The 23837-nt window shown below is 69.0% G+C and carries 11 protein-coding genes and 2 pseudogenes; 7 read left to right on the forward strand and 6 right to left on the reverse strand.

Annotated elements, in window-relative coordinates; translation table 11 throughout:
• Positions 1-107: 107 nt before the first annotated feature.
• The 4 genes from glyQ to E2F49_RS15615 all read left to right on the forward strand — a co-directional run bounded on the left by glyQ (position 108) and on the right by E2F49_RS15615 (position 9370).
• Positions 108-1001, forward strand: a complete 894-nt coding sequence (glyQ, locus tag E2F49_RS15600; protein ID WP_133394749.1) for a glycine--tRNA ligase subunit alpha — start codon at positions 108-110, stop codon at positions 999-1001.
• 108 nt (positions 1002-1109) lie between these two features.
• Positions 1110-3227: a glycine--tRNA ligase subunit beta gene (glyS, locus tag E2F49_RS15605; protein ID WP_133394750.1), complete on the forward strand. Its 2118-nt coding sequence runs from the start codon at positions 1110-1112 to the stop codon at positions 3225-3227.
• A gap of 379 nt (positions 3228-3606) precedes the next feature.
• Complete coding sequence (locus E2F49_RS15610; protein WP_133394751.1) at positions 3607-5421, forward strand: autotransporter assembly complex protein TamA; 1815 nt, start codon at positions 3607-3609, stop codon at positions 5419-5421.
• A 1-nt stretch (position 5422) separates the two neighbouring features.
• On the forward strand, positions 5423-9370 hold the full coding sequence (locus E2F49_RS15615) for a translocation/assembly module TamB domain-containing protein (RefSeq protein ID WP_133394752.1): 3948 nt from the start codon (positions 5423-5425) through the stop codon (positions 9368-9370).
• A gap of 324 nt (positions 9371-9694) precedes the next feature.
• Here the strand turns inward: E2F49_RS15615 and E2F49_RS16690 are convergent, their stop codons facing one another.
• Together E2F49_RS16690 and E2F49_RS16755 are read right to left on the reverse strand one after the other, a co-directional pair.
• Positions 9695-10651, reverse strand: coding sequence for an isoaspartyl peptidase/L-asparaginase family protein (locus E2F49_RS16690; protein ID WP_243713632.1), 957 nt, complete (start codon positions 10649-10651; stop codon positions 9695-9697).
• Between the two features lie 510 nt (positions 10652-11161).
• Positions 11162-11782 (reverse strand): annotated as a pseudogene (locus E2F49_RS16755) (cyanophycinase); the annotation flags it as partial.
• Here E2F49_RS16755 and E2F49_RS15625 point away from each other — a divergent pair.
• The 3 genes from E2F49_RS15625 to E2F49_RS15635 all read left to right on the forward strand — a co-directional run bounded on the left by E2F49_RS15625 (position 11781) and on the right by E2F49_RS15635 (position 16779).
• Positions 11781-12368 (forward strand): RNA polymerase sigma factor, encoded by a 588-nt coding sequence (locus E2F49_RS15625; protein WP_133394753.1) that lies wholly within the window; start codon positions 11781-11783, stop codon positions 12366-12368. The pseudogene E2F49_RS16755 and the gene E2F49_RS15625 overlap by 2 nt on opposite strands.
• Positions 12337-13377: a FecR family protein gene (locus tag E2F49_RS15630; protein WP_243713626.1), complete on the forward strand. Its 1041-nt coding sequence runs from the start codon at positions 12337-12339 to the stop codon at positions 13375-13377. The genes E2F49_RS15625 and E2F49_RS15630 overlap by 32 nt, the downstream gene beginning before the upstream one ends.
• 327 nt (positions 13378-13704) lie before the next feature.
• Positions 13705-16779: a TonB-dependent receptor gene (locus tag E2F49_RS15635; RefSeq protein ID WP_133394754.1), complete on the forward strand. Its 3075-nt coding sequence runs from the start codon at positions 13705-13707 to the stop codon at positions 16777-16779.
• 226 nt (positions 16780-17005) lie between these two features.
• On the opposite strand, the gene E2F49_RS15640 is transcribed toward E2F49_RS15635, so the two are convergent.
• From E2F49_RS15640 to E2F49_RS15655, 4 genes and pseudogenes are all read right to left on the reverse strand, one after another.
• Positions 17006-19531 carry an excinuclease ABC subunit UvrA gene (locus tag E2F49_RS15640; RefSeq protein ID WP_133394755.1) on the reverse strand — a complete coding sequence of 842 codons (2526 nt, stop codon included), beginning with the start codon at positions 19529-19531 and terminating at the stop codon, positions 17006-17008.
• Positions 19532-19760: 229 nt separating this feature from the next.
• Positions 19761-20456 (reverse strand): annotated as a pseudogene (locus tag E2F49_RS15645) (response regulator transcription factor); the annotation flags it as partial.
• A gap of 52 nt (positions 20457-20508) precedes the next feature.
• Entirely contained in the window at positions 20509-21672 is a 1164-nt protein-coding gene (locus E2F49_RS15650) for a zinc-dependent alcohol dehydrogenase (protein WP_133394757.1), read from the reverse strand.
• Positions 21673-22007: 335 nt separating this feature from the next.
• A complete protein-coding gene (locus tag E2F49_RS15655; RefSeq protein ID WP_133394758.1) occupies positions 22008-23813 on the reverse strand; it encodes a PAS domain-containing sensor histidine kinase in 1806 nt (601 codons plus the stop codon).
• Positions 23814-23837 lie beyond the last annotated feature (24 nt).

The following is a 23837-nucleotide window of genomic DNA, read 5'->3' on the forward strand; positions in this document are numbered from 1 at the left end:
TGCGGAGCGCGCGGATCGTTCAAGCCGGTGCCTCCTGGCGCTTGGCGCGGCGGTCGCATGGACGTGGGCCGCTATACTAGCGCGCCGCCGCAGACGCGATTCTTCCGATGACCGGACCGACGTTCCAGGAGCTGATCCTCACGCTCAACGCCTACTGGGCCAAGCAGGGCTGCGTGCTGATCCAGCCGCTGGATCTGGAGGTCGGCGCCGGCACCTTCCATCCGGCGACGTTCCTGCGCGCGCTCGGCCCGGAGCCGTGGAACGCCGCCTACGTGCAGCCCAGCCGCCGCCCCACCGACGGCCGCTATGGCGACAACCCCAACCGCCTGCAGCGCTACTACCAGTACCAGGTGGCGATGAAGCCGAACCCGGACAACATCGTCGAGCTGTACTTCGACTCGTTGAAGGCGCTGGGTATCGATCCGCAGGTGCACGACCTGCGCCTGGTCGAGGACAACTGGGAATCGCCGACGCTCGGCGCCTGGGGTCTGGGCTGGGAGGTCTGGCTCAACGGCATGGAAGTCACGCAGTTCACCTACTTCCAGCAGGCCGGCGGCCTGGAGTGCAAGCCGGTGCTGGGCGAGATCACCTACGGCCTCGAGCGCCTGTGCATGTACTTGCAGAACTGCGACAACGTCTACGACCTGATCTGGACGCACGGCCCCGACGGCACGCCGGTGACCTACGGCGACGTCTACCACCAGAACGAAGTCGAGCAGAGCGCCTACAACTTCGAACACGCCGACGTCGCCGAGCTGTTCCATCGCTTCGACGCCTGCGAGGGGGAAGCGCTCAAACTCGTCGAGCTGGGCCTGCCCTTGCCGGCCTACGAGCAGGTCACCAAGGCCAGCCACAGTTTCAACCTGCTCGACGCACGCCGCGCGATCAGCGTCACCGAGCGCCAGCGCTACATCCTGCGCGTGCGCGCGCTGGCGCAGGGCGTGGCCAAGGCCTACTACGCGCAGCGCGAAGCGCTGGGTTTCCCGGGCATCAAGGGCTAGAGCTGTCATCCCCGCGCAGGCGGGGATCCAGTGACTTCACTCACTTCAAAGGCGCTGGATTCCCGCTTCCGCGGGAGTGACGGGCGACAAGAACGCAGGCACGACGCCATGACTGACATGCACCCCCTCCTGATCGAACTGGGCACCGAAGAACTGCCGGTCAAGGCCCTGCCCGGCCTGGCGCAGGCGTTCTTCGACGGCGTCATCGCGGCGCTCGACAAGCGTGGCGTCGCGATCGAGCGCGGCGACGCGAAGCCTCTGTACACGCCGCGCCGTCTGGCGGTGCTGCTGCCGGGCGTGGCGGGCGAACAACCCGAGCAGCGCTCGGAGGTGCTGGGCCCGTATCTCAACATCGCGCTCGACGCGGACGGCAACCCGACCAGGGCCCTGCAGGGCTTCGCGGCCAAGGCCGGCATCGACTGGACACAGCTCGAGAAGACCAGCGACGCCAAGGGCGAGCGTTTCGTGCACCGCGCGGTGACGCCGGGCGCCGCCACCGCGACGCTGCTGCCGGACGTGCTGCGCGAGGCGATCGCGGCGATGCCGATTCCCAAGCCCATGCGCTGGGGCGCGCATGCCTATGCGTTCGCGCGTCCGGTGCATTGGCTGGTGCTGCTGCACGGCACGCAGGTGATCGACGCCGAACTGTTCGGCGTGCGCAGCGGCCGCACGAGCCGCGGCCACCGCTTCATGCACGACGCCGCGGTCGAGATCGCCGCGCCGGGCGACTACGTCGAAGCGATGCGCAGCGCCAAGGTGCTGGTGGATGCGGACGTGCGTCGCAGCCGCATCGTGCAGGAAGTCGAAGGCGTCGCGCGCGCACTCGGCGGCGATGCCCGCATCGAGCAGGACAACCTCGAGCAGGTGACCTGTCTGGTCGAATGGCCCAAGGCCGTGGCCTGCACGTTCGAGCACGAGTTCCTCGCCGTGCCGCAGGAAGCCCTGATCGCGACGATGGAAGCGAACCAGAAGTTCTTCCCCGTGCTGCAGGACGGCCGCCTGACCGAGCACTTCATCGGTATCGCGAACATCGAATCGCGCGATCCGATCGAAGTCGCCAAGGGCTACGAGCGCGTGATCCGCCCGCGCTTCGCCGATGCCAAGTTCTTCTTCGACGAGGACCTCAAGCAGGGCCTGTCGGCGATGAACGACGGTCTGGCCAGCGTGACCTACCAGGCCAAGCTGGGTAGCGTTGCCGACAAGGTCGCGCGCGTTGCCGCGCTGGCCGAGGTCATCGCCCCGCAGGTCGGCGTGGACGCTGCACTCGCGCGCCGCACCGCGCTGCTGTCGAAGGCCGACCTGCAATCGCGCATGGTCAATGAATTCCCGGAACTGCAGGGCATCGCAGGGCGCGACTACGCCAGGCGCGACGCCGCCCTGGCCGACCTCTCCGACGACGACCGCACCACGCTCGCCAACGCCATCGACGAAGCCTGGCAGCCGCGTTTCGCCGGCGACGACATCGCGCTCTCGCCGCTCGGCAAGACGCTGGCGATCGCCGAGCGTCTCGACACGCTGGCCGGCGGTTTCGCCGCCGGCCTCAAGCCGACCGGCAACAAGGACGCGTTCGCGCTGCGGCGCAATGCGTTGGGCCTGGCGCGCACGTTGATCGAGAGTGGGTTCGATCTGGACCTGCATGCACTGCTTGCCAGCGCGATCGAACGCGTCGGCGCCCTGCCCACCGGCAAGGACGGCGCCACGGCGTTTGCCGACCGCGGCGAGCTCTACGACTTCATCCTCGACCGCCTGAAGGGCTACTACGCCGACAAGGGCGTGACCGTGCAGCAGTTCAACGCGGTCGCCGCACTCCAACCGAAGTCGCTGTACGACCTCGACCGCCGCATCGACGCGATCGGTACCTTCGCCGCACTGCCGGAAGCCGAGGCGCTGGCCGCGGCCGACAAGCGCATCCGCAACATCCTGCGCAAGGCCGACGTCGAAATCCCGGGCATGGTCGATCCGGCGCTGCTGCGCGAGCCGGCCGAAGCCGCGCTGGCCGAAGCGGTGGAAGCGGTGCAGGCCGAGACCGGCCACGCGCTTGCGCATGGCGACTACGTGTCGGTGCTCACGCATCTGGCGCGCCTGCGCCCGCAGGTCGATGCATTCTTCGACGGCGTGATGGTCAATGCCGACGACGCCGCGCTGCGGGCGAACCGTCTGGCGTTGCTGAAGCGGCTGTCGGAACGCCTGGGCAGCGTGGCTGCGATCGAGCATCTGTCAAGCTGATCGCGCTTCGCCGCTTCCCCCGCACGCAGGGGATGAGAGCGTTCTGCTTGCGCGGCACTGCCGCGCGGATCGATCGAATGCCCGGCGTGCTTCGCCGGGCCGGGCCGGGCCGGGCCGGGCAGGCTGGGATGGGAGGCAAACCCCGAGCATCGACTTCTATGCATCGAGCGCATTCCCATCTTCCAAACCACCTGACGTCGTTGGCTCGAGGTCGGGCCGTTCGCCCCCTCCCAACCCTCCCCCGCAAGCGGAGGAGGGCTCCAGTTCGCCGCGGCTTGGGACACCTCGACCCTCACGAAGCACATTCGTGCAGCGCTGCCCTGCGTTTCGCGACACCGTCGTTAATCGACTCTTGACGTCGCTCCGGTATCCTCGCGCGATGCCTCGCGCCCCCGTGTGTTTCGCCGCCGCCGTGCTCCTTCTCTCGTCGGCCGCGGCGCATGCCGCGCGTGTCGACAAGGTCGACATCGTCGGTCTCGACGAGGAGATGACCGAGAACGTCCGCGTCTCGCTCGCGCTCTACGAATCGGTCGGGCGCGACATCTCCGGCCGGCGCATGGCCTACCTGCTGCGCGAGGCCGAGAACCAGACGCGCAAGGCGCTCGAGCCCTTCGGCTATTACTCGCCGACCATCGACGTGCAGCGCAACCGCGAAGGCGAGACCTTCACCGTGCGCGTGACCGTCGATCCGGGCCAGCCGGTGCGCGTGCGCAACAGCGACATCGCGATCATCGGCGAGGGCGGCCAGGACCGCTATCTGGCGCGCGACATCGCGCGTTTCGTGCCCAGCGAGGGCGCGGTGTTCAGCCACCCCGACTACGAGACCAGCCGCAACCGCCTGAGCCGGCGCCTGACCGAGCGCGGGTATTTCGATGCCGACTTTGTGTCGCGCCGCGTCGAGGTCACGCGCGCCGACTTCGCCGCCGACATCGACCTGGTCTGGAACAGCGGTGCACGCTACAACATGGGCCCGACGACGTTCGAACAGACGCCCGAGCGGATCATCAACGACGATCTGCTCGAGCGCCTGGTCTACTGGGAGGAAGGCAGCTACTACCACCAGGGCCGCATCGACCGTCTGCGCGCGTCGCTGGGGCGTCTGGACTACTTCGCCGACATCGACATCGAGCCGATGGTCGAGGAGGCGAACGCGAATCGCGAAGTGCCGGTCAAGGTGAAGCTGACCCCGGCCAAGCGCAGCATCTACACCTCGGGCGTGAGCTACGGCACCGACAGCGGCGCCGGTATCCGCCTCGGCGTCGAGCGGCGTTACGTCAACATGCGCGGCCACAAGGCGCTGGCGCAGATCGACTACGCCCAGCGCCGCAAGACCGCGACGCTGCAGTACCGCATTCCCGCTTTCGCGTGGTTCGACGGCTGGTACACCGCCAGCCTGCAGATGGCCGACGAGCAGACCGACTACATCGACAGCCGACGCGTCGAACTGGTCGGCAGCCGCAACGGCCAGTACAACGAGTTCCTCAACCTCGTCGCGTCCTTCCACGTGCTGCGCGAGCGCTGGGCCTATGCGCCCGAGGAAGACCCGACCAACCCGCCGGTCAACGGCGACGAATTCGATGGTGCGCTGTACCGCTACGCGACCTTCGCCTATCCCTCGCTGCGCGCCGAGTACATCGACGTCGACGACCGCCTGTTCCCGACCGCCGGCATCGGCGGATCGGTGATGCTGCGCGGCGGTCTGGAAGGCGTGGGCTCGGATGCCTCGTTCTCGCAGATCCACGCGCGCGCCAGCTGGTTCAAGGGCCTGGGCGAGCGCAGCCGGTTGATCGTGCGCGGCGAGCTGGGCCACACCTTCACCGACACGCTGGTGGCGATGCCGCCGAGCCTGCGTTTCTATGCCGGTGGCGACCGCAGCATCCGCGGCTACGACTGGCGCGAAGTCGGCCCGCGCATTCCCGCACGCGACGGCCGCCGCGCCTACGCGCTGGGTGCCAAGAACGTGGTCACCGCGAGTGTCGAGTTCGAGCGCTATTTCACCGAGACCCTCGGTGCGGCGGTGTTCGTCGACAGCGGCGACGCCTTCGACGGCAGCTCTCCGGAGTGGCGCACCGGCGTGGGCATCGGCGCGCGCTACCGCTCGCCGGTCGGGCCGCTGAAGCTCGACATCGGGCGCGGGCTCGACAATCCCGATTCGTCGTTCACGATCGGCCTGTCGATCGGCGCGGAGTTCTGACATGGTCTTTGGCCGCCACCGTCTGCCCAACGACCTGACGCCGGAAGAGCGCGAGGCGCGCATCGCCGAATTGCGCGCACGCCGTCGTGCGCGCGCACGCAAGCTCGCGATCCGCAGCGCGATCGGCATCGCTGCCCTGATCGTGCTGCTGATCATCGTGGTGTGGTGGCTGCTGACCACGTTCGGCGGCCGCGACTTCCTGTTGAACCAGGTCGCCTCGCGCCTGCCCGCCGGCACCGAACTGACCTGGCGCGCCGCCGAAGGGCCGGCCTCGGGTCCGCTGACGATGTACGACGTGCGCTACGTGCAGCGCAGCTGCCCGGACGTCGAAGAGCAACCCGTGGCCTACGGCGACTGCGACGAACCCCGCGTGCTGGTGTTCGAGGCCGAGCGCGTGACCATCGACCCGGCGCTGATGCCGCTGGTCGGCCGCCGCCTGCGTCTGGACGTGCTCGACATCGACAACGCCGTGCTGTCGCTGCCGCCGCCCGTCGACACGCCGTTCGAGCTGCCGCGCTGGCCCGATTCGCTGCCCCGTATCGACCTGCCGCTGTCGCTGCAGGCCGACACCATCCGCATCGACGGCTTCCGTGTCGAACAGACCGGCACATCGCTGATCGACATCCGCAGCGTGCGCGGCGGTCTGGACGCGCAGCAGGGCGAACTCAATCTCGCCAACGTCGTCGTCGACAGCGACCGCGGCCGGTTCACCGCGAACGGCGTCTATGCGCCCGACGACGACTACCGCATGGATCTGACCGCCAGCGCGCTGATGCCCGCGCCGCCGGCACGCACGCGGCCGCGCATCGGTCTGGTCGCGCGCGGTGATCTCTCGCGCCTGGACGTCGCGGTGGTCGGCCACGTGCCCGAACGCCTGCGCGCGATGCTGACGCTGCGCGGTCGCGAGAATCCCGGCTGGGCGCTGCGCGCCGACACCACGCGTCTCGATCCGTCGCTGCTGATGGGCAGCGGTGAAACCGGCACCCCGCTCGCCTTCGATCTGCGCGCCGAGGGCGAAGGCGGCGCAGCCGAGCTGCAGGGCAACGCCACCTACGGCGAGGCCGACGCGAATCCGATCCGCGTCGTGCTGCAGCCGTCGAAGGTCGCGCTGGAAGACCAGCGTCTGGACCTCGATCCGCTGGTCGTCGACATCTTTGACGGCCGCGTGACCCTGCGCGGCTTCGCCGACGTCGCCGAACCGGGCGATGTGCGCTTCCGCTTCGCGACCAATGCGCGCGGTCTGCAGTTCGGTGCCGATCCGGAGGCCGCGGAACCTGCGCCGCCGATCACTGCCGACGCCGACCTCGGCATCGCCGGCAGCACGGCTGCCTGGGCGGCGATCGGCAAGGCGACCGTCGAGCGCGACGGCCTGCAGGCCACGGTGGATTTCGACGGCCGCGGCGATGCCGAGCGCATGCGCCTGCACACCGCGCGCGTCGGGATGCCGACCGGCACGCTGGACGCGACCGGCGATGTCGCCTGGGCACCGGCACTGCAATGGAACGTCGACGCGAAGCTCGCCGGTTTCGACCCCGGCTACTTCGCCCGCGACTGGAAGGGCGCGATCAACGGCCGCTTCGCCACGACCGGCGACACACGCGACGACGGGGGTCTCGAAGTCGCGGTGGATGCCAGCGACCTCGGCGGTACCCTGCGCGGTCGCCGCCTCGACGGACGCGCGATGTTCGCGATGCACGGCCCGGCCACCGATGCGGGCGAGGCCGGCCGTACCGATTTCGAAGGCGACGTGGCCCTGACGCTCGGCGGAAGCCGCGTCGATGCGCGCGCGAAGGTCACCGACACGCTCGACATCGACGCACGTCTGTCGCCGCTGCAGCTCGCCGACTTCGTGCCGCAGACCAACGGCGCGCTGCGCGGCACCGTGCGCGTGACCGGCCCGCGCACCGCGCCTGACATCGCCGCCGATCTCACCGGCGATGCGCTGCGCTACGGCGACTACGCGGCCACGCACGTCCGCATCGACGGACGATTGCCGTGGCAGCGCGCGAACGGGGCGCTCGACGTCAGTGCGACCGGCGTGCAGGCCGGTGTCGCACTCGACACCGTGCGGGTCAGCGCGCGTGGCGCGGTGCAGGACCTCACGCTGGAGGCCGATGCGCTCGGCAACATCGGTGCACTCGCGCTCGCCGCCGATGTCCAGCAGCGGGGCGGCAACTGGCAGGGCACCCTGTCGAATCTGCGATTAGCGCCGACGACGGGCGCGAACTGGTCGCTGCAGTCGCCCGCGCAGTTCCGTCAGATCGGCACGCGCTACACGCTCAGCGAGAGCTGCTTCGCCTCGAGCGGCGGCGGCTCGCTGTGCGCCAGCGCCGACTGGCCGCGCAATGGTGTCTCGATCACCGGCACCGGCCTGCCGCTCGCGCTGGCGACGCCGTATCTGCCCGAGCAGGACGGTGGCCGCCCCTTCGTGCTGCGCGGCGAGATCGCGCTCGAAGGCAGCGCACGGCCGGTCGGCAACGGCTTCGTCGGCAGCGCCAGCGTGCGCTCGGCCAATGGTGGCGTGCGCACGTCCGAGCGCGCGCGCAACGACGTGGTGAGCTATCGCGATTTCGTGCTCGACGCCGAGTTCGACGCCAACCGTTTCAGCGGCACGCTGTCGACCACGCTCAACGAGGTCGGCCGCATCCAGGCGCAGGTCACCAACGGCTGGGATGCCTACGCGCCGCTGTCGGGTTCGCTGGTCGCCAACGTCGAGGACCTGACCTTCGTCGAGCTGTTCTCGCCCGACATCGTCGAGCCCACCGGCCGCTTCACCGCCGATGTCACGCTCGGCGGCACGCGTGCGCAGCCGACCATCGGCGGCCAGGCGCGCCTGAGCGACTTCAAGACCGAGATTCCGTCGCTGGCGATCGCACTCGAGGACGGCAACGTCTCGCTCGACGCGTTGCCCGACGGCACCGCGCGGATCGCCGGCAGCGTGCGTTCGGGCCAGGGCACGTTGAACATCGGCGGCGGCATCGGCTGGCAGGGCGAAGGCACGCCGGTGGTGCTGACCGTCAGCGGCACCGACGTGCTGGTGTCGGACACCAGCGACATGCACATCATCGCCTCGCCCGACATCACCGTGCGCTACACCGCGCTGCAGCCGCTCAACGTCAGCGGCAAGGTGTTCGTCGACGTCGCCCTGCTGGATCTCGAAGGCCTGACCGAAGGCGTGTCGACCTCGCCCGACGTGGTGGTGCTCGACCCGGTGGATCCGGAAGAGAACAACACCGCATCCTCGATCGAACTCGACCTCACCCTGACCGTGGGCGACAACGTCGGCCTGCGCGGCTTCGGCTTCGACGGGCGCATGAAGGGCGAACTGCGTGCGCGTGCGATTCCCGGGCGCGAGATGACCGGCAACGGACGCCTGTCGGTCGACGGCCGCTACAAGGCCTATGGTCAGGACCTGCGGGTCACGCGCGGCAACCTGGTCTTCAACAACGGTCCGATCTCCGACCCCATCGTCGACGTGCGCGCCGAACGCCGCATCGAAGCCGAAGACATCACCGCCGGCATCGACGTCAGCGGCCGCGCCTCGTCGCCGCAGGTCAACATCTGGACCAATCCGTCGAGCGACGATTCGCAGGCGCTGTCGTATCTGGTGCTGGGACGCTCGGCGGCGAGCCTGACCAGCAGCGAGGGCGAACAGCTCGACGCCGCCGCGGCTGCGCTCAACGCCGGCGGCAATCTGGTCGCCGGCCAGCTCGGCAGCAAGATCGGCCTCGACAACGCCGGCATCACCCAGTCACGCGCGCTCGGCGGCAGCGTGCTGGGCTTCGGCAAGCAGCTCTCGCCCAAGCTCTACGTCGGATTCGGCGTGTCGCTGCTGGGCACCGGGCAGGTGCTGACGCTGAAGTACCTGCTGCGCGCGGGCTTCGATGTGGAGATCGAGTCGAGCACGATCGAGAACCGCGGGTCTGTGAACTGGCGGCACGAGCGGTAAGGCTTCTCGCTCGCGAACAGTCTCGTGCTCGTCATCCCAGCGGATGCTGGGATCCATGTTCGCGGTAATGTCTTAGATCAAAATGGGCCCCAGCTTTCGCTGGGGCGACGGCTGAAAGTGATGCGACATCGATTCGTCGCCCTAGACATCACTAGGCTGCAGCACTCTTCTTCAACACCGTCATTCCGGCGAAAGCCGGAATCCAGTGACTTGGGGCCTCAGAGCAGAACGCAAAGACGCTGGATTCCGGCTTTCGCCGGAATGACGGGGATTTTCTGGAGTTCCCTTCCGGACGATGCAAGCAGACCCGCGCGACTCAAAGCATCAACGCCCATCCGGCAACACGATCTCGTCCTCGCGGAACACCGCAACATGCGGCACGCCGTCGGCGCCGATCCAACCGCGGTACATGCCCGGCGTATTGAACGGGAACGCCACGCGGCCGTTCGCATCCAGCGCGATCGCGCCGCCGTCGCCACCCGCGCCCGGGATCAGCTGGTCGATCACCGCGTCGGACGCGATGCGGATGTCGTCGCCGCGCAGGCGCACGCGCGCGCAGATCTCGTGCGCGGCGGCGGCGCGGATGTAGTACTCGCCCCAGCCGGTGCCCGACACCGCGCAGCGCGCGTCGGCCCAGGTGCCGGCGCCGATGATCGGGGCGTCGCCGACGCGGCCGTAGCGCTTGTTGGTCATGCCGCCTGTCGAAGTGCCTGCCGCCAGCAGACCATCCGCGTCGAGCGCGACCGCGCCGACCGTGCCGAAGTACGGACGCGCATCGCCGGTCAGTACCGAGGCCTGCGGCTGTGCCTTGCGCTCGGCTTCGAGCGCACGCTGCAGCTGCTGCCAGCGACGCTCGGTGCGGAAATACGACGGGTCGACGAGATCGAGCTTCTGCTCGTGCGCGAAGGCTTCGGCGCCCGCGCCGACCATCATCACGTGCGCCGAGGACGTCATCACCCGGTCGGCCAGCAGGATCGGATTGCGCACGCGCGACACGCCCGCGACGGCGCCGGCCGCGCCGCTCGCGCCATCCATCACCGCGGCATCGAGTTCGTTGCGACCGTCGTGGGTGAACACCGCGCCCTTGCCGGCGTTGAAGCTCGGCGCATCCTCCAGCACGGTGATCGCGGCCTTGACCGCATCCATTGCCGGCGCGCCGGCCTGCAGCTTCGCGTGACCAGCGCGCAACGCCGCTTCGAGCGCGGCGCGTGCTTCGGCCAGGCCCGCTTCGTCGAGATCGCCGCGCTCGACACCGGCGCCGCCGTGGATCGCCAGCACCATCGGCACGCCCTCGGAGGCCGGCAGTTCGCGCAGGCGGCCGCGCTCGACGGCATAGCTCTGGCGCGAGACCGCGTTCTCGACGCGCCCACTCGGCAGGTGCAGCACCGATTCGCTGCCGACGCCAACCGTATCCACGCGCGCCAGCCGCAGCGGCTTTCCACGCTGCTGGGATTCTGCAAAGCCCCCACGCACGACCAGGGCGCCGCCGCTCTGCGCGGTCAGCGGATAGACGCGCGCCGTGCCATCGCCTTCCACCGCGACCGCCGCGTCCTCGTCGACGCCCAGACCGATCACCACCCGGCCGTCGCTCAGCGTCTCGGCCTTGGCGATGAAGGCGATCAGGCGACCAAGACGGTCGCGTTCGCGGAAGTGCGTGTCGGTGACCACGCCGCGGAGAAGCGGCACGCGCAGGAAATCGCGTTCGATGGTGTTGGCGTCGCCGAGCGGATCGGACAGTGCCTGCGGGCTGCGCAGGCTGCCGCCGTCCATCGCGCCGTAGAGAAACTCGCCGAGGATCGCCAGGCCCGCGCTGGTGCCGCCGATCGGCTTGCCGGCCGCGATGTGTGCATTGAGCGCGTCCTCGACCGGCGTGCCCTTCCAGAAGTTCACGTAGTTCGACTGGTCACCGCCGGCGATGAAGATGCCGTCGGCCTTAGCGAGGCTTGCGAGCACGGCCGGATCGGTCGAGGCCTCGCGGCTGGAGAACACGAACGTCTCCACCGAGGCGACGCCGCCGACGTCGTTGTGGAATTCCTCGCCGATCTCGCCGCCGTAGGACGCGCGCAAGACGACCACGTGGCCATGCCCGGCCTTGCCGAGGAACCAGCGGATCGCCTCGTAGTTGCGGTCGCCGCCGCCCATCAGCAGCAGGCCCGGCGTCGGCGTCTCCGGCGTGGGCAGTGCGGTGTCGCCGATCACGTGGCGCTCGACACCGTTGGCGGCATTGGCCATGCCTGCAACGCCCAGCCACAGCAGCAGCGCCCACTGCATCCCGATTCCCGACTTGCGCATGGTTCCAGTTCCCCGTGTCCGGCGTGGCGAGGGCCACGCGTGTGCGATCCATTGACGAACGGAGGCGCGCGATCCCCCCGCTGCCGTCCCGTCGTCGCTTGGGCTATGTTGCCGCATCATGACCGCCGCCCTCGATGCCTGGTTCGTCGAAGAGATCCTCGTCCACGAGGGCGCGCTGCGTCATTACCTCGCGCGGCACTGGCCCAACGTCGACGAGCGCGCCGATCTGCGGCAGGAGGTCTACGCACGCGTCTACCAGGCCGCGGCGACCGAGCTGCCGCGGCATCCCAAGGCCTTCCTGCTGACCACCGCGCGCCATCTGGTGGTCGACCGCGCACGCCGCGGCAAGGTCGTGTCGATCGAGCCGATGGGTGATCTGGAGCCCTTGCACGTCCTTGTGGACGAGGTGTCGCCGGAACGCTGGTGCGGCGGACGCCAGGTGCTGCATCGCCTGTCGGATGCCCTCGACCGCCTGCCCGCCCGCTGCCGCGAGGTGGTGTGGCTGCGGCGGGTCGAGGAACTGTCGCAGCGCGAGGTGGCGCACCGCATGGGCATCACGGAGAAGACCGTGGAAAAACACATCGCCAAGGGCATGCGTCTGCTCGCCGACCAGTTCCTGGGCGGCGACGACGCGTGGCCGCGCACGCGCAGGGACGCCGGTGCCGATCACAGGGATGCGGACGACGATGCACGCCACGCCGACTGACGCCGCGGCCATCGAGGCGGCCGCCGCCGACTGGATCGCGCGCCGCGATGCCGGCGCGTGGTCGGACGACGATGCGCGCGCCCTCGAGGCCTGGCTGCAGGCCGCGACCGCGCATCGCGTGGCGTTCCTGCGCCTGGACGCGGTATGGGCCGAAAGTGGCCGGCTGCAGGCCCTGGGGGCCGGCCGCGGCCGGACAGGGGTGCCGCCGCGTGTGCCCGCCGGTCCTGCGGATCTGTCGACGCTGACCTTCGCGCCGCGTGCGCCCGTGCGTGGGCGGGGTCGCGGCGCCTGGGCTGCCGCCGCGTTCGCTGCGTGTCTGGCGCTCGTCGCGGGTGGCGCGTGGTTCGTGTCGGCGCCGGTCGATCCGGTCGACTACCGCACGCCGCAGGGCGTCACCCGCACCGTCGCGCTGGCCGACGGCTCCAGCACCACGCTCGCCAGTGACACCGCTCTGGCGGTGCGGCTGTCGCGCAGCGAACGCCATCTCCTGCTGGCCTCCGGCGAAGCCTTCTTCGAAGCCGCCAAGGATCCGCAGCGCCCGTTCGTGGTCGAAGCGGGCAACCGGCGCGTCGTCGCGATCGGCACCCGCTTTTCGGTCCGGCGCGAGGCGGACGCATTGCGCGTAGTGGTGACCGAGGGCACCGTGCGCCTGGAGCCGGCATCGGGCGACACGCGCCAGCCGACCACGCTGCTGCCCGCCGGCAGCGTCGCCACGGTGCGCCGCGACGCGGTGCTGGTGCGCAGCCTGTCGCTGGCCGAGGTCGAGGAACTGGTGGACTGGCGCAGCGGCCGGCTGGTCTTCCGCGACACCGCGCTGACCGATGCGGTGGCCGAGTTCAACCGCTTCAACACCCGCCAGATCGTCATCGCCGATGCGAGCGTCGGCGCGCTGCGCATCGGCGGCAGCTTCCGCTGGGAGAACGTGGAAGGATTCGTGCGCCTGCTTGAACGCGGGTTCCCGGTGGAGGCGGAGTACGGGCAGGAGCGAATCGTGTTGCGTACGCCGTAGCTTATGGAGCCCTCCCCCGCGGCGCTGGGGACGGTTGGGTGGGGGCACACCATCAGGTCGCGGCGGACAGTTCGGAAAAAGCAGCCAGTTCCACGACGCTTTCCTTCTCCGCCAATCAGCTGCGATCAGTTCCGCAAGCCCTGAGGATTTGCCCCCTCCCAACCCTCCCCCGCTTCGCAGGGGAGGGCTTGAAGGAGGCTCGCCGCGGCAGCTACGCATCGCAGCGTCCGAAAGCACACGCCCGATAACACGACCGATGTGTCAGCACGGGGGGATTTCCGTGACTCGTTCGTCGGAATGGGATGGGGAGGCGCCGTCCAGGTGCCGATGAAGAAGGGGAAGGTCTTGAATCGCTCACGTCCGTTGCGCGCCGTTCTGCTCGCGCTCGCCGTTTCCGCCGCCCTGTCGGCACAGGCCCAGTCCCCGATCGCCTCGCCGGTGCCGGCCGGTGAGCTCGCGCCGGCGCTCGATGCCTACGCCCGCCAGACCGGCGTGCAACTGGTCTACCGCGCCGACCAGCTGCGCGGTGCGCGCACGCACGGTGTCCAGGCGGGCCTGCCGCCGCAGCAGGCGCTCGACCGGTTGCTGCGGGGCAGTGGCCTCGTCGCGCAACGTGATGGCGACGGCGCGGTGCTGATCGTGCCGGCCCCCTTGCTCGCGCAGGCCGGTCCCGCACCCGCGCCGCGTCCGGCGCCCGCCCCTGTGCCACAGGCCGCGCCTGCGCCCGCGCCGGTCACCGAACTGCAGACCCTGCAAGTCACCGGCTCGCGCATTCCGCGTGCGGAGATCGAAGGCCCGGCGCCGATCACGGTCATTACCGCCGACGACATCGCTGCCGGCGGTTTCACCTCGGTACCGGATGTCATGCAGTCGCTGACACAGAACGGCGGGCAGACGCAGAGCCAGCAGTCGGCCGGCGGCGCGGACTTCTCGCCCGGCGCCCAGCAGGTCGACCTGCGCGGGCTGGGCCCCAACCACACGCTGGTGCTGGTCAACGGCCGCCGCATCGCCGACTTTCCGCTGCCCTTCGGCGGCCGCAGCAACTTCACCGACGTGTCGAGCCTGCCGCTGGGCATGATCGAACGCATCGAGGTGCTGACCGGCAGCGCTTCGGCGATCTACGGCTCGGACGCGATCTCGGGTGTGGTGAACTTCATCCTCAAGCGCAAGGCCGACGGCACGACGCTCGATTACCGCTACGGCCAGACGGAGCGCGGCGATGCGGAGTCGCACCGCTTCAATCTGTCCAGCGGCTTCTCCAGTGGCGCGCTCGATGTCGTCGCCGGTTTCGAATACCGCCGCCAGGAACCGCTGTGGGGCTTCGACCGCGCGCAGCAGGATTCGACCTTCGACGGCCCCACCGCGAACTCGCGGCTGCCGCAGCGCAACTTCCTGATCACCGACTACTACGACGATTACCTCGACCCGGGTGAGGCCACCTGCGACGCGCTGTCCGGGCTCAACGAAGGCAGCATGCAGTACGCCTTCCGTCCGCGTTACGGCTACTACTGCGGCAGCGATCGCTCGGTGGCCTACCGCACGATCATCAGCAAGCGTGACGGCGTCAACGGCTACGCCTCGCTGACCTATGCATTCGGCAACGGCAGCGAATGGTTCGCCGACCTGCAGGCCGGTCGCCACGAGGTCTCGCTGTTTCGCGCGCCGCGCAGCTGGGCACTGATGACGCCTGACGGTGTCGAGCACGATTATTTCTACAACCGGAACACCGAGCAGCTGGAGTACTGGCAGCGCCAGTTCACGCTGGAGGAAATGGGTGGCCTGCGCACCGGCATGGTCGAGACCACGCAGAAGACATTGGGCGTGACCACCGGCCTGCGTGGCAGCTGGGCCGGCGACTGGGATTACGAGCTCGCCCTGTCGCATTCGCAGTACACCGCGCGGATCAGCTGGCCGCAGATCGTCGCCGAGCGTGCGAATGCACTGTTCCTCGGCCCGCTGCTGGGCTACGACGAGGACGGCTACCCGATCTACGACGCCGACCACGCGCGCATGTACCAGCCGCTCTCCCGCGCCGAGTACGACAGCATCTTCGCGCGCACCACCTATCACCCGGAGTCGGAAAGCCAGACGCTGTCGATGACGCTGACCCAGGGCGAGCTGTTCACCCTGCCCGGGGGCGCCGCGGGCTTCGCGGCCACGGCCGAGATCGGTCATCAATCCTACGATCTCAAGCCCGATCCGCTGGCCACGCAGTACTACTACTACAGCTGGAAGGATTCCGACGGCGCCGGCAGCCGCAATCGCTGGGCATTGGCGAGCGAACTGCGCATGCCGTTGCTCGATTCGCTGAGCCTCAGCGCCGCCGCGCGTTACGACCAGTACCGCTTCGCCGGCCGCGATCCGGCCAAGTTCACGTGGAGCACCGGTCTGGAATGGCGCCCGGTCGACACGCTGCTCGCCCGTGCGTCCTATGGCACCGCGTTCCGCGCGCCCGATCTGCATTACGTGTTCACCGGGCCCGGCAACGACGAGACATCGGTCGACGATCTGTACCGCTGCGCCGTCGAGGAGCCGGACGAAGCCATCGACGACTGCAGCTACAGCGGCGAAGGCATCATCCGCAGTCGCGACGGCAATCGTGATCTCGAACCCGAGACCAGCACCTCGTGGACGGCCGGTGTGGTGTGGTCACCGCTGCGCGGCGTGGACCTGTCCGTCGACTACTTCGACATCGACATGCGCAACCAGGTGCGCGACATGGGCACCCGCGAAATCCTGCAGGCCGAACGCGACTGCCGTCTGGGGCTCGACGGCAACACGCTCGGTTCGCCGTTCTGCAACGAGATGCTGGCGCGCATCACCCGCACGCCCAGCGGCAGCCTCTACGGTGTGCACGTCAATCCGATCAACATCGCCCGCGAAAGCACCAGCGGCATCGACGCGTCGCTGACGCTGCGTTGGGACACCGCGATCGGCACGATCGGCCTCAACGGCGGCTACACGTGGGTGCGCGCGCACGAGGTGCAGGACTATCCGGACGTGCCGGTCGTGGACAAGTTCGCGATCAACAGCGGCTACGGCATTCCGCGCACCAAGGCGAATCTGCGTCTGTCGTGGGAGCGCGATGCGTGGTCGGCCTCGATCCAGGGCCGCCGCCTGGGCCGCCTGCCGAACGACGACTCGTATTACGAGCTCTGGTCGCCCGACGACGGCACCGATCCGTGGATCGGCGCGACCTACCGCTACAACGCGAACGTGCAGTTCAACGTCACCGAAGCCGCGCAGCTGTCGTTGACGGTGGTGAACCTGTTCGACAAGAAGCCGCCTTACGACCCGACTTCGACCGCGTACCCCTACTACGACATCTCGTGGTTCGATACGGAGGGGCGGACGTTCTACGTGCAGTACACGCACAGGTTTGGGGGTTCGGCGTCGCGCTGAGCGCGGCACGCTCTGCCTTCTAAGCCCTCCCCCGCCTGCGGGGGAGAATTGGGTGGGGGCAAGCCATCCGTGCGAGAACAGCCGAATCGAGCAGTACAGCTCGCCGGCCTGACGGAGAGGCGATCTGACTGTTCGCCCCCATCCCAGCCTTCCCCCGCACGCGGGGGAAGGGGCTGATCCGCTGCGCGCGACTGGATCCGCGCGAGGGCACGCGCTTCGCTGTGAATCAGCCCAGCGCTTGTTTCAGGAACGGCGCGGTCCTGCTCTGCTTCGACTTCGCCACCTCCGCAGGCACGCCCGCGGCGACCACCTGCCCGCCCGCGTCGCCCGCGCCCGGTCCCATGTCGATCAGCCAGTCGCTGGCCGCGGCCACGCGCATGTCGTGCTCGACCACGACGACCGTGCTACCCGCATCCACCAGGCCGCGCAGCTGCTGCATCAGCAGGTCGACATCGCGCGGATGCAGGCCGGTGGTCGGTTCGTCGAGCACGTAGACGGTGCCCCGCCGCTGCGCGCGTTGCAGTTCGCTGGCGAGCTTGATGCGCTGCGCTTCGCCGCCCGACAGTTCCGTCGCCGGCTGGCCCAGCCGCAGATAGCCCAAGCCGACGTCCAGCAGCACCTGCAGCGGTCGCGAGACCGCGGTCTCGTCGGCGAAGAAGTCCGCCGCCTCCGCCACCGTCATCGCCAGCACGTCGGCGATGTGCTTGCCGCGCAGCGTGACCTCCAGCGTCTTGGCGTCGTAGCGGCTACCTTGGCAGGTCGGGCACGGCGCGTAGACGCTGGGCATGAACAGCAGTTCGACGCTGACGAAGCCTTCGCCGTCGCAGGTCGCGCAGCGGCCCTTGGCGACATTGAACGAGAAACGTCCGGCATCGAAACGCTTGCGCTTCGCGGCCGGCGTCGCCGCGAACAGCTTGCGCACGTGATCGAACAGACCGGTGTAGGTCGCGAGATTCGAACGCGGTGTGCGGCCGATCGGCTTCTGGTCCACACGCACCAGACGCTTCACCGCATCCGCGCCACCTTCGATGCGCCCTTCGAGCGGCACTTCGACGCTGCGTTCCAGCGGATCGAGCGGCGTGTCCTCGTCGTCCCGCCCGCTGCCCAGATGCGCAGCCAGCAGTTCGACCAGCGCCTGGCTGACCAGCGATGACTTTCCCGAACCGCTGACGCCGGTGACGGTGGTGAACACGCCCAGTGGAATGTCGACGTCGAGATCGCGCACGTTGTGGCGGGTGATACCGCGCAGCTGCAACCAGCCGTCCGGTGCGCGCGGAGTGTGCGCGAGCGACGCCGCATCCTCGACGAGATAGCGGCGCGTCGACGAGGCCTCGACCTTATCCAGCCCGGCCAGCGGCCCGCTGTAGAGCACCTGCCCGCCGCCCTCGCCGGCCAGCGGGCCGACGTCGACGATCCAGTCGGCGTGGCGGATCACCTCGATCTCGTGCTCGACGACGAACAGCGAATTGCCCGCGCCGCGCAACTGGTCCAGCGCGCGCAGCAGGGCCTGCGTGTCCGCCGGATGCAGGCCCGCGGACGGTTCGTCCATCACGTAGACCACGCCGAACAGTTGCGAGCGGATCTGCGTGCCCAGCCGCAGGCGCTGCAGTTCGCCCGGCGACAGCGTCGGTGTCGCACGGGCCAGCGTCAGATAGCCGAGGCCGAGATCCTGCAGCACCGCGATGCGCGCGAGCAGATCCTGCGCGATGCGTTGCGCGGCCAAGGCCTGTTCGGGGTGTGCCCTGGCGTGGGTCTTGCCGGCAGCGGCCGGTGCCAGCAGAGCGGCGAGTTCATCGAGCGGTCGCTGCGAGAACGCGGCGATGTCGAGCCCGGCGAAGGTCACCGACAGCGCTTCGCGCCGCAGTCGCTTGCCGTCGCATTCCGGGCATGCGGCGCTGACCAGATACTGCGCGGCGCGCTTCTTCTGCTGCGGACTCTGGGTGTTGGCGAAGGTGTGCAGCACGTACCGGCGCGCACTGGTGAACGTGCCCATGTAGGCCGGCTCGGTCTTCCGCTTCAGCGCGGCCTTGACCTCGTCGAGATCGAAACCCGGATACACCGGCTCGACCGGCTGTTCGTCGGTGAACAGGATCCAGTCGCGGGTCTTCTTCGGCAGCTTCGACCACGGCACGTCCACGTCGATGCCGCGCGTGGTCAGGATGTCGCGCTGGTTCTGCCCGTGCCAGGCACCCGGCCACGCAGCCACGGCACGTTCGCGGATGGTCAGCGAGCGGTCCGGCACCATCGAGGCTTCGGTCGCATCGTAGATGCGACCCAGGCCGTGACAGGTTGGGCAGGCGCCGGCCGGCGTGTTCGGCGAGAAGCCGTCGGCATAGATGATCGCCTGCCCGCGCGGATAGTCGCCGGCGCGCGAGTACAGCATGCGCAGGCTGTTGGAGATCGTGGTCAGGCTGCCGACGGACGAACGTGCCGTCGGCGTGCCGCGGGCCTGCTGCAACGCGACCGCTGGAGGCAGTCCCTCGATCGAGTCGACCTGCGGCACACCCGCCTGGTCGATCAGCCGACGCGCGTACGGCGAGATGGAATCGAGATAACGCCGCTGCGCCTCGGCGAACAGCGTGCCGAAGGCCAGTGACGATTTGCCGGACCCGGACACGCCGGTGAACACCACCAGCGCGTCGCGCGGAATGTCGACGTCGACATCCTTGAGATTGTGTTCGCGCGCACCGCGTACGCGGACGCAGTGATCGGCGCGGGCGTCGCGCGGACCTGCAGGATCGACGGTCTTCATCCGCGTACTATCGCTACGCGCCGTTTGTCGGCCGTTACCGCGCGCGCTCGCAGGCCGCCGGTGTTCAACCGCAGCTTGCGCACGACGCCTTCGCGCATGCTGCGCCGTGCCGTCAGACCGCCAGTGCGGACATCGTGGCCGCGGCGCGCCCTGCATCGGCGGCGTTGCGCGATCCCCTGCCGCGCCGCTCGCGCGCCCGGCGGCTGCGGGCCTCGTCGAGATCGTCTGCACTGAGCGGCAGCACGCGATAGCCGACGTTCGGCAGCGTGTGCACCAGTCGCGTCGCGCGCCCGCGGTCGATGGCCTTGCGCAGCACGTACAGATGGCTGCGCAGCGCGTCGGAATCGGGCGACTCCAGCCCCCACAGTTCCTGCTCCAGCTGCGAGCGGGTCACGACCTTCGGCGATTCGCGCATCAGGATCTGCAGGATGCGCATGCCGGTCGGCGTGAGATCGATCTCCTGTCCATCGCGCGTCACCCGTTGCGCCCGCGGGTCGAGCACCACGTCGCCGACCTGCAGCAACGCTGGCGCCACCTCCGCGCGACGGCGTCGGATCAACGCGGTGATCCGCGCTTCGAGCTCGGCGGGGAAGAACGGCTTGACCAGGTAATCGTCCGCGCCCGCGTCCAGCCCTTCGAGCGTGTCCTCGAGGGTGTCGCGCGCGGTGACCATGACCACCGGCGTTTCGGTGTTGGCGCCTTCGGCGCGCAGGCGCCGGCAGGCGTCCAGGCCGTTGAGCCTGGGCAGAGAGACGTCCATGACGATCGCGTCGTAGGCGTTGTCGTGTGTGAGGTTCACCGCGTCGAGGCCGTCTTCGGCGAAGTCCACCTCGTAATGGTGGTGCTCCAGCCACTCGCCCACGAGGACGGCGACGTTCCTGTCGTCCTCGACCAGCAGCACCACGCCTCGTGTCTTGCTCGGCATCGTTTTCTCCGTGTTGAATCCAATCCGTTCCGTGCGACGCGCGCCCGGCGCGTCAGGGCACCAGGACCACCTTGCGGCAGTCCTCCTGCTTCTTGTCGAAGATCTCGTAGCCCCGCACCGCGTCGGCCAGCGGCAGGCGGTGGGTGATGATCTCGCCAGGGTCCAGGCGGCCTTCGCCGATCAGCTTCAACAACTCGGGCATGAAGCGCTGCACATGGGTCTGGCCCATGCGGAAGGTCAGGCCCTTGTCGAAGGCGTCACCGAACATGAAGCCATGGATGAAACCGGTGTACACGCCCGGCACGCTGACGATGCCGGCGCGGCGCGTGCACGCGATCGCCTGCCGCAGCACGAAGCCGCTCGCGCCCTCGAGCTTGAGGTTGGCCATCGTGGTTTCGATCAGGCTGCCCTTGGCTTCGAAGCCGACCGCGTCGATTGACGCATCCACGCCGCGACCGTTGGTCTTGGACACGATCTCCTGCGCCGGGTCGTCGATCTCGTCGAAGTTCAGACCGATCACGCCGTAGCGCTGCACCGCGAAATCGAGGCGGTACTGGTGATGATCGATCAGGAAGATCGTGTGCGCGCCGAGCATGCGGCAGCACGCGGCGGTCAGCAGGCCGACCGGGCCCGCACCGAAGATCGCGACACTGCTGCCGGGCCCGATCTTCGCGTTGACGGCCGCCTGATATGCGGTGGGCAGGATGTCCGACAGGAACAGCACCTGGTCGTCGCTAAGCGCATCGGGCGCGACGATCGGGCCGACGTTCGCCTTCGGCACGCGCACGAACTCGGCCTGTCCGCCGGCATAGCCGCCGTAGAGATTGGTGTAGCCGAACAGGCCGGCCGGCGGTCGCATGTCCTTGCGGTTGAGCGCGGCGCCCGGCCCGGGATTGGTGGTCTCGCAGGCGGCGAACTCTTCGAGTTCGCAGTGGAAGCAGCGGCCGCAGGCGATCACGAACGGCACCACGACGCGGTCACCGGCACGCAGCTCTGTGACCTCGGGACCGACCTCTTCGACGATGCCCATGAACTCGTGGCCGAGCACGTCGCCTTTCTCCAGCGCCGGCACCTTGCCGCGGTACAGATGCAGGTCCGAACCGCAGATCGCGGTGGCGGTGACCCGCAGCACGATGTCGTCCCCGGCTTCGATGCGCGGATCGTCGACCGTGTCGAGGCGGACGTCCTTGGCGCCGTGGTAGGCGAGTGCCTTCATGTCGTGCTCCAGACCGGGGGGAACCACAGGTATCGGCATTCGCACGTTCCATGTGCGTGATCGCACCTGCACACATTGCGCGCGCTGAAACTGATGCGCGCGTTCACGGCTGAAAAGCCCGCACAGCGTGTACAGGAATGAACCGGTTCGGGTGAGCGCGACCCTCCAATGTGCGGCAGCACACATTGCAGCGGCGCCGCGCGAGAGATGCGGCGGTCAGACCGTCTCGAATATGCGCACCGCCTGCGACACCATCGATTGCGGCCGACGCGCACGCACCCGCAACGTGTCAACCAGTGTCGACAGGCGAATCCGCAGTCCAGGCGCCGAGGGCGTTACTGCGAGCGCTCGCCGTGCGCGTCATCCGCATCGCGCAGCACCTGCGTGGCAGGCAAGGCGATCTCGCAGAGCACGCCATCGGGCATCAGCGTGTAGCGGGTCCGGGCCCGCAACTGGTAGGGCAAGGCTCGCTCAATGAGATCGCGGCCCTGGCCGGAGCTGCTGAAACCGCCGCCGGCGGCACCGAGGTCGACGCCGGATTCATGCCAGCGGATGTGCAACCAGCGCACGCCGTCGCTCGCATGGGCCAGATGCCAGTGGATCGCCAGACGCCCGCCCCGGTTGCCGTTGGCGCCGTACTTCACCGCGTTCGTCGCCAGTTCGTGCACCGCCATCGCCAGCGGTTGCAGGCTTTCCGGTCGCAGGACGATGTCCGACGGACCGGAGACCTCGACATGCGCCGCATCACCGGCAATGCCGTGGGCCGCCAGTTCTTCCTGGATCAGGCGGTCCAGCGTGACCACCGCATCCTCGTCGAAACGCGACAGCAGCCCCTGGACGCGCGCCAGCGCGCCGAGCCGGTCGCGGAAACGCGCGCGGTAGTCGTCGAAGTCGTGACTGCCCTGCAGGGTCTTGTCCGAGATCACGCTGACCAGACCTAGCAGATTGCGTGTTCGGTGCTGCAGCTCGGCCACCAGCAGCGCCTGGCGCTCGTGCAGGCTTCGCAAGTCGTCGACATCGGTCGACGCGCCCAGCCACTCGACGATCGCGCCATCGTCGCGGCGCACCGGCAGCGCGCGACTCTGGAACCAGCGATAGCGCCCGCTGTGCGGATCGCGCAACCGGTGCTCGATCTCCAGCACGCCCTGCTCCTGCGCCTGCACCCAGCGCCCCAGCGATGCCTCGCGATCCTCCGGATGCACGGCGTCCAGCCAGCCGAACCCGACACTCCGCGGCGGCGTCTGACCGGTGAAGGCCTGCCATTGCGGACTGGCCCAGGTCCAGTGACCGCTGTCGACCGCGCGCCAGACCAGCTGCGGCAGGCCGCTGACCAGGGTCTTCAGACGCAGCTCGCTGGCGCGCAGCGCGGCCTCGGCGGATTTGCGCGCCGAGATGTCGATGTCCATCACGACCCACTTGCGCACCTCGCCGTTGTCGTCGACGACGGGCGCGGCGCGCACGTTCATCCAGTCGTAGCCACCGGTCGAACGGCGCACGCGGAATTCGGCATTGACCATGCGCCGTGCCGCGAGCGCGTCGTGCCATTGACGGCGAGCGTACTCGCGATCGTCGGGATGCACCGCATCCAGCCAGCCGTCGCCGATCCATTCCTCGAAGGCCTGACCGGTCTGCGCACGCCAGGACGGCGAATCCTGCACGACCAGACCGGCACTGTCCGCTTCCCATGTGGACCGCGCGATGCCTTCGATCAGCGTGTTCGAGCGCCGGTCGCTCTCCTCGCGGGCGCGCTCGGCCTGGCGCTGTTCGCTCAGATCGATGGTGACGACCAGAAACGTGCCCGGCCCGCCATCGGCACCCTCGAGCAATGTGACCGTGCTACGTGCCCACACGACGGAGCCGTCGACACGGCGGTAGCGCTTCTCCAGCGATCGCGTCTGGCCATCGTCCGCGATCGCCGCGAGCATGCGCCGGCTGGGCGCGAGGTCGTCGGGATGGGTGACATCGACCACCGAGAGCGTCCGCAGCACGTCCGACGTGCGTCCGAGCAGCGTGCACAGGGCCTCGTTGACCAGCAGGAAGCGCCCTTGCGCATCCAGTTCGCACAGGCCCACGGCCGCATTGGCGAAGATCGCGGCCAGACGCGGCGCGATGCGATCGGCAGTCGGCTTTTCGAGGGGCATCGGTCCGTCCTCCTGACGTCCAGT

The organism is Luteimonas terrae, from assembly GCF_004358165.1.
Lineage (GTDB): Bacteria > Pseudomonadota > Gammaproteobacteria > Xanthomonadales > Xanthomonadaceae > Luteimonas > Luteimonas terrae.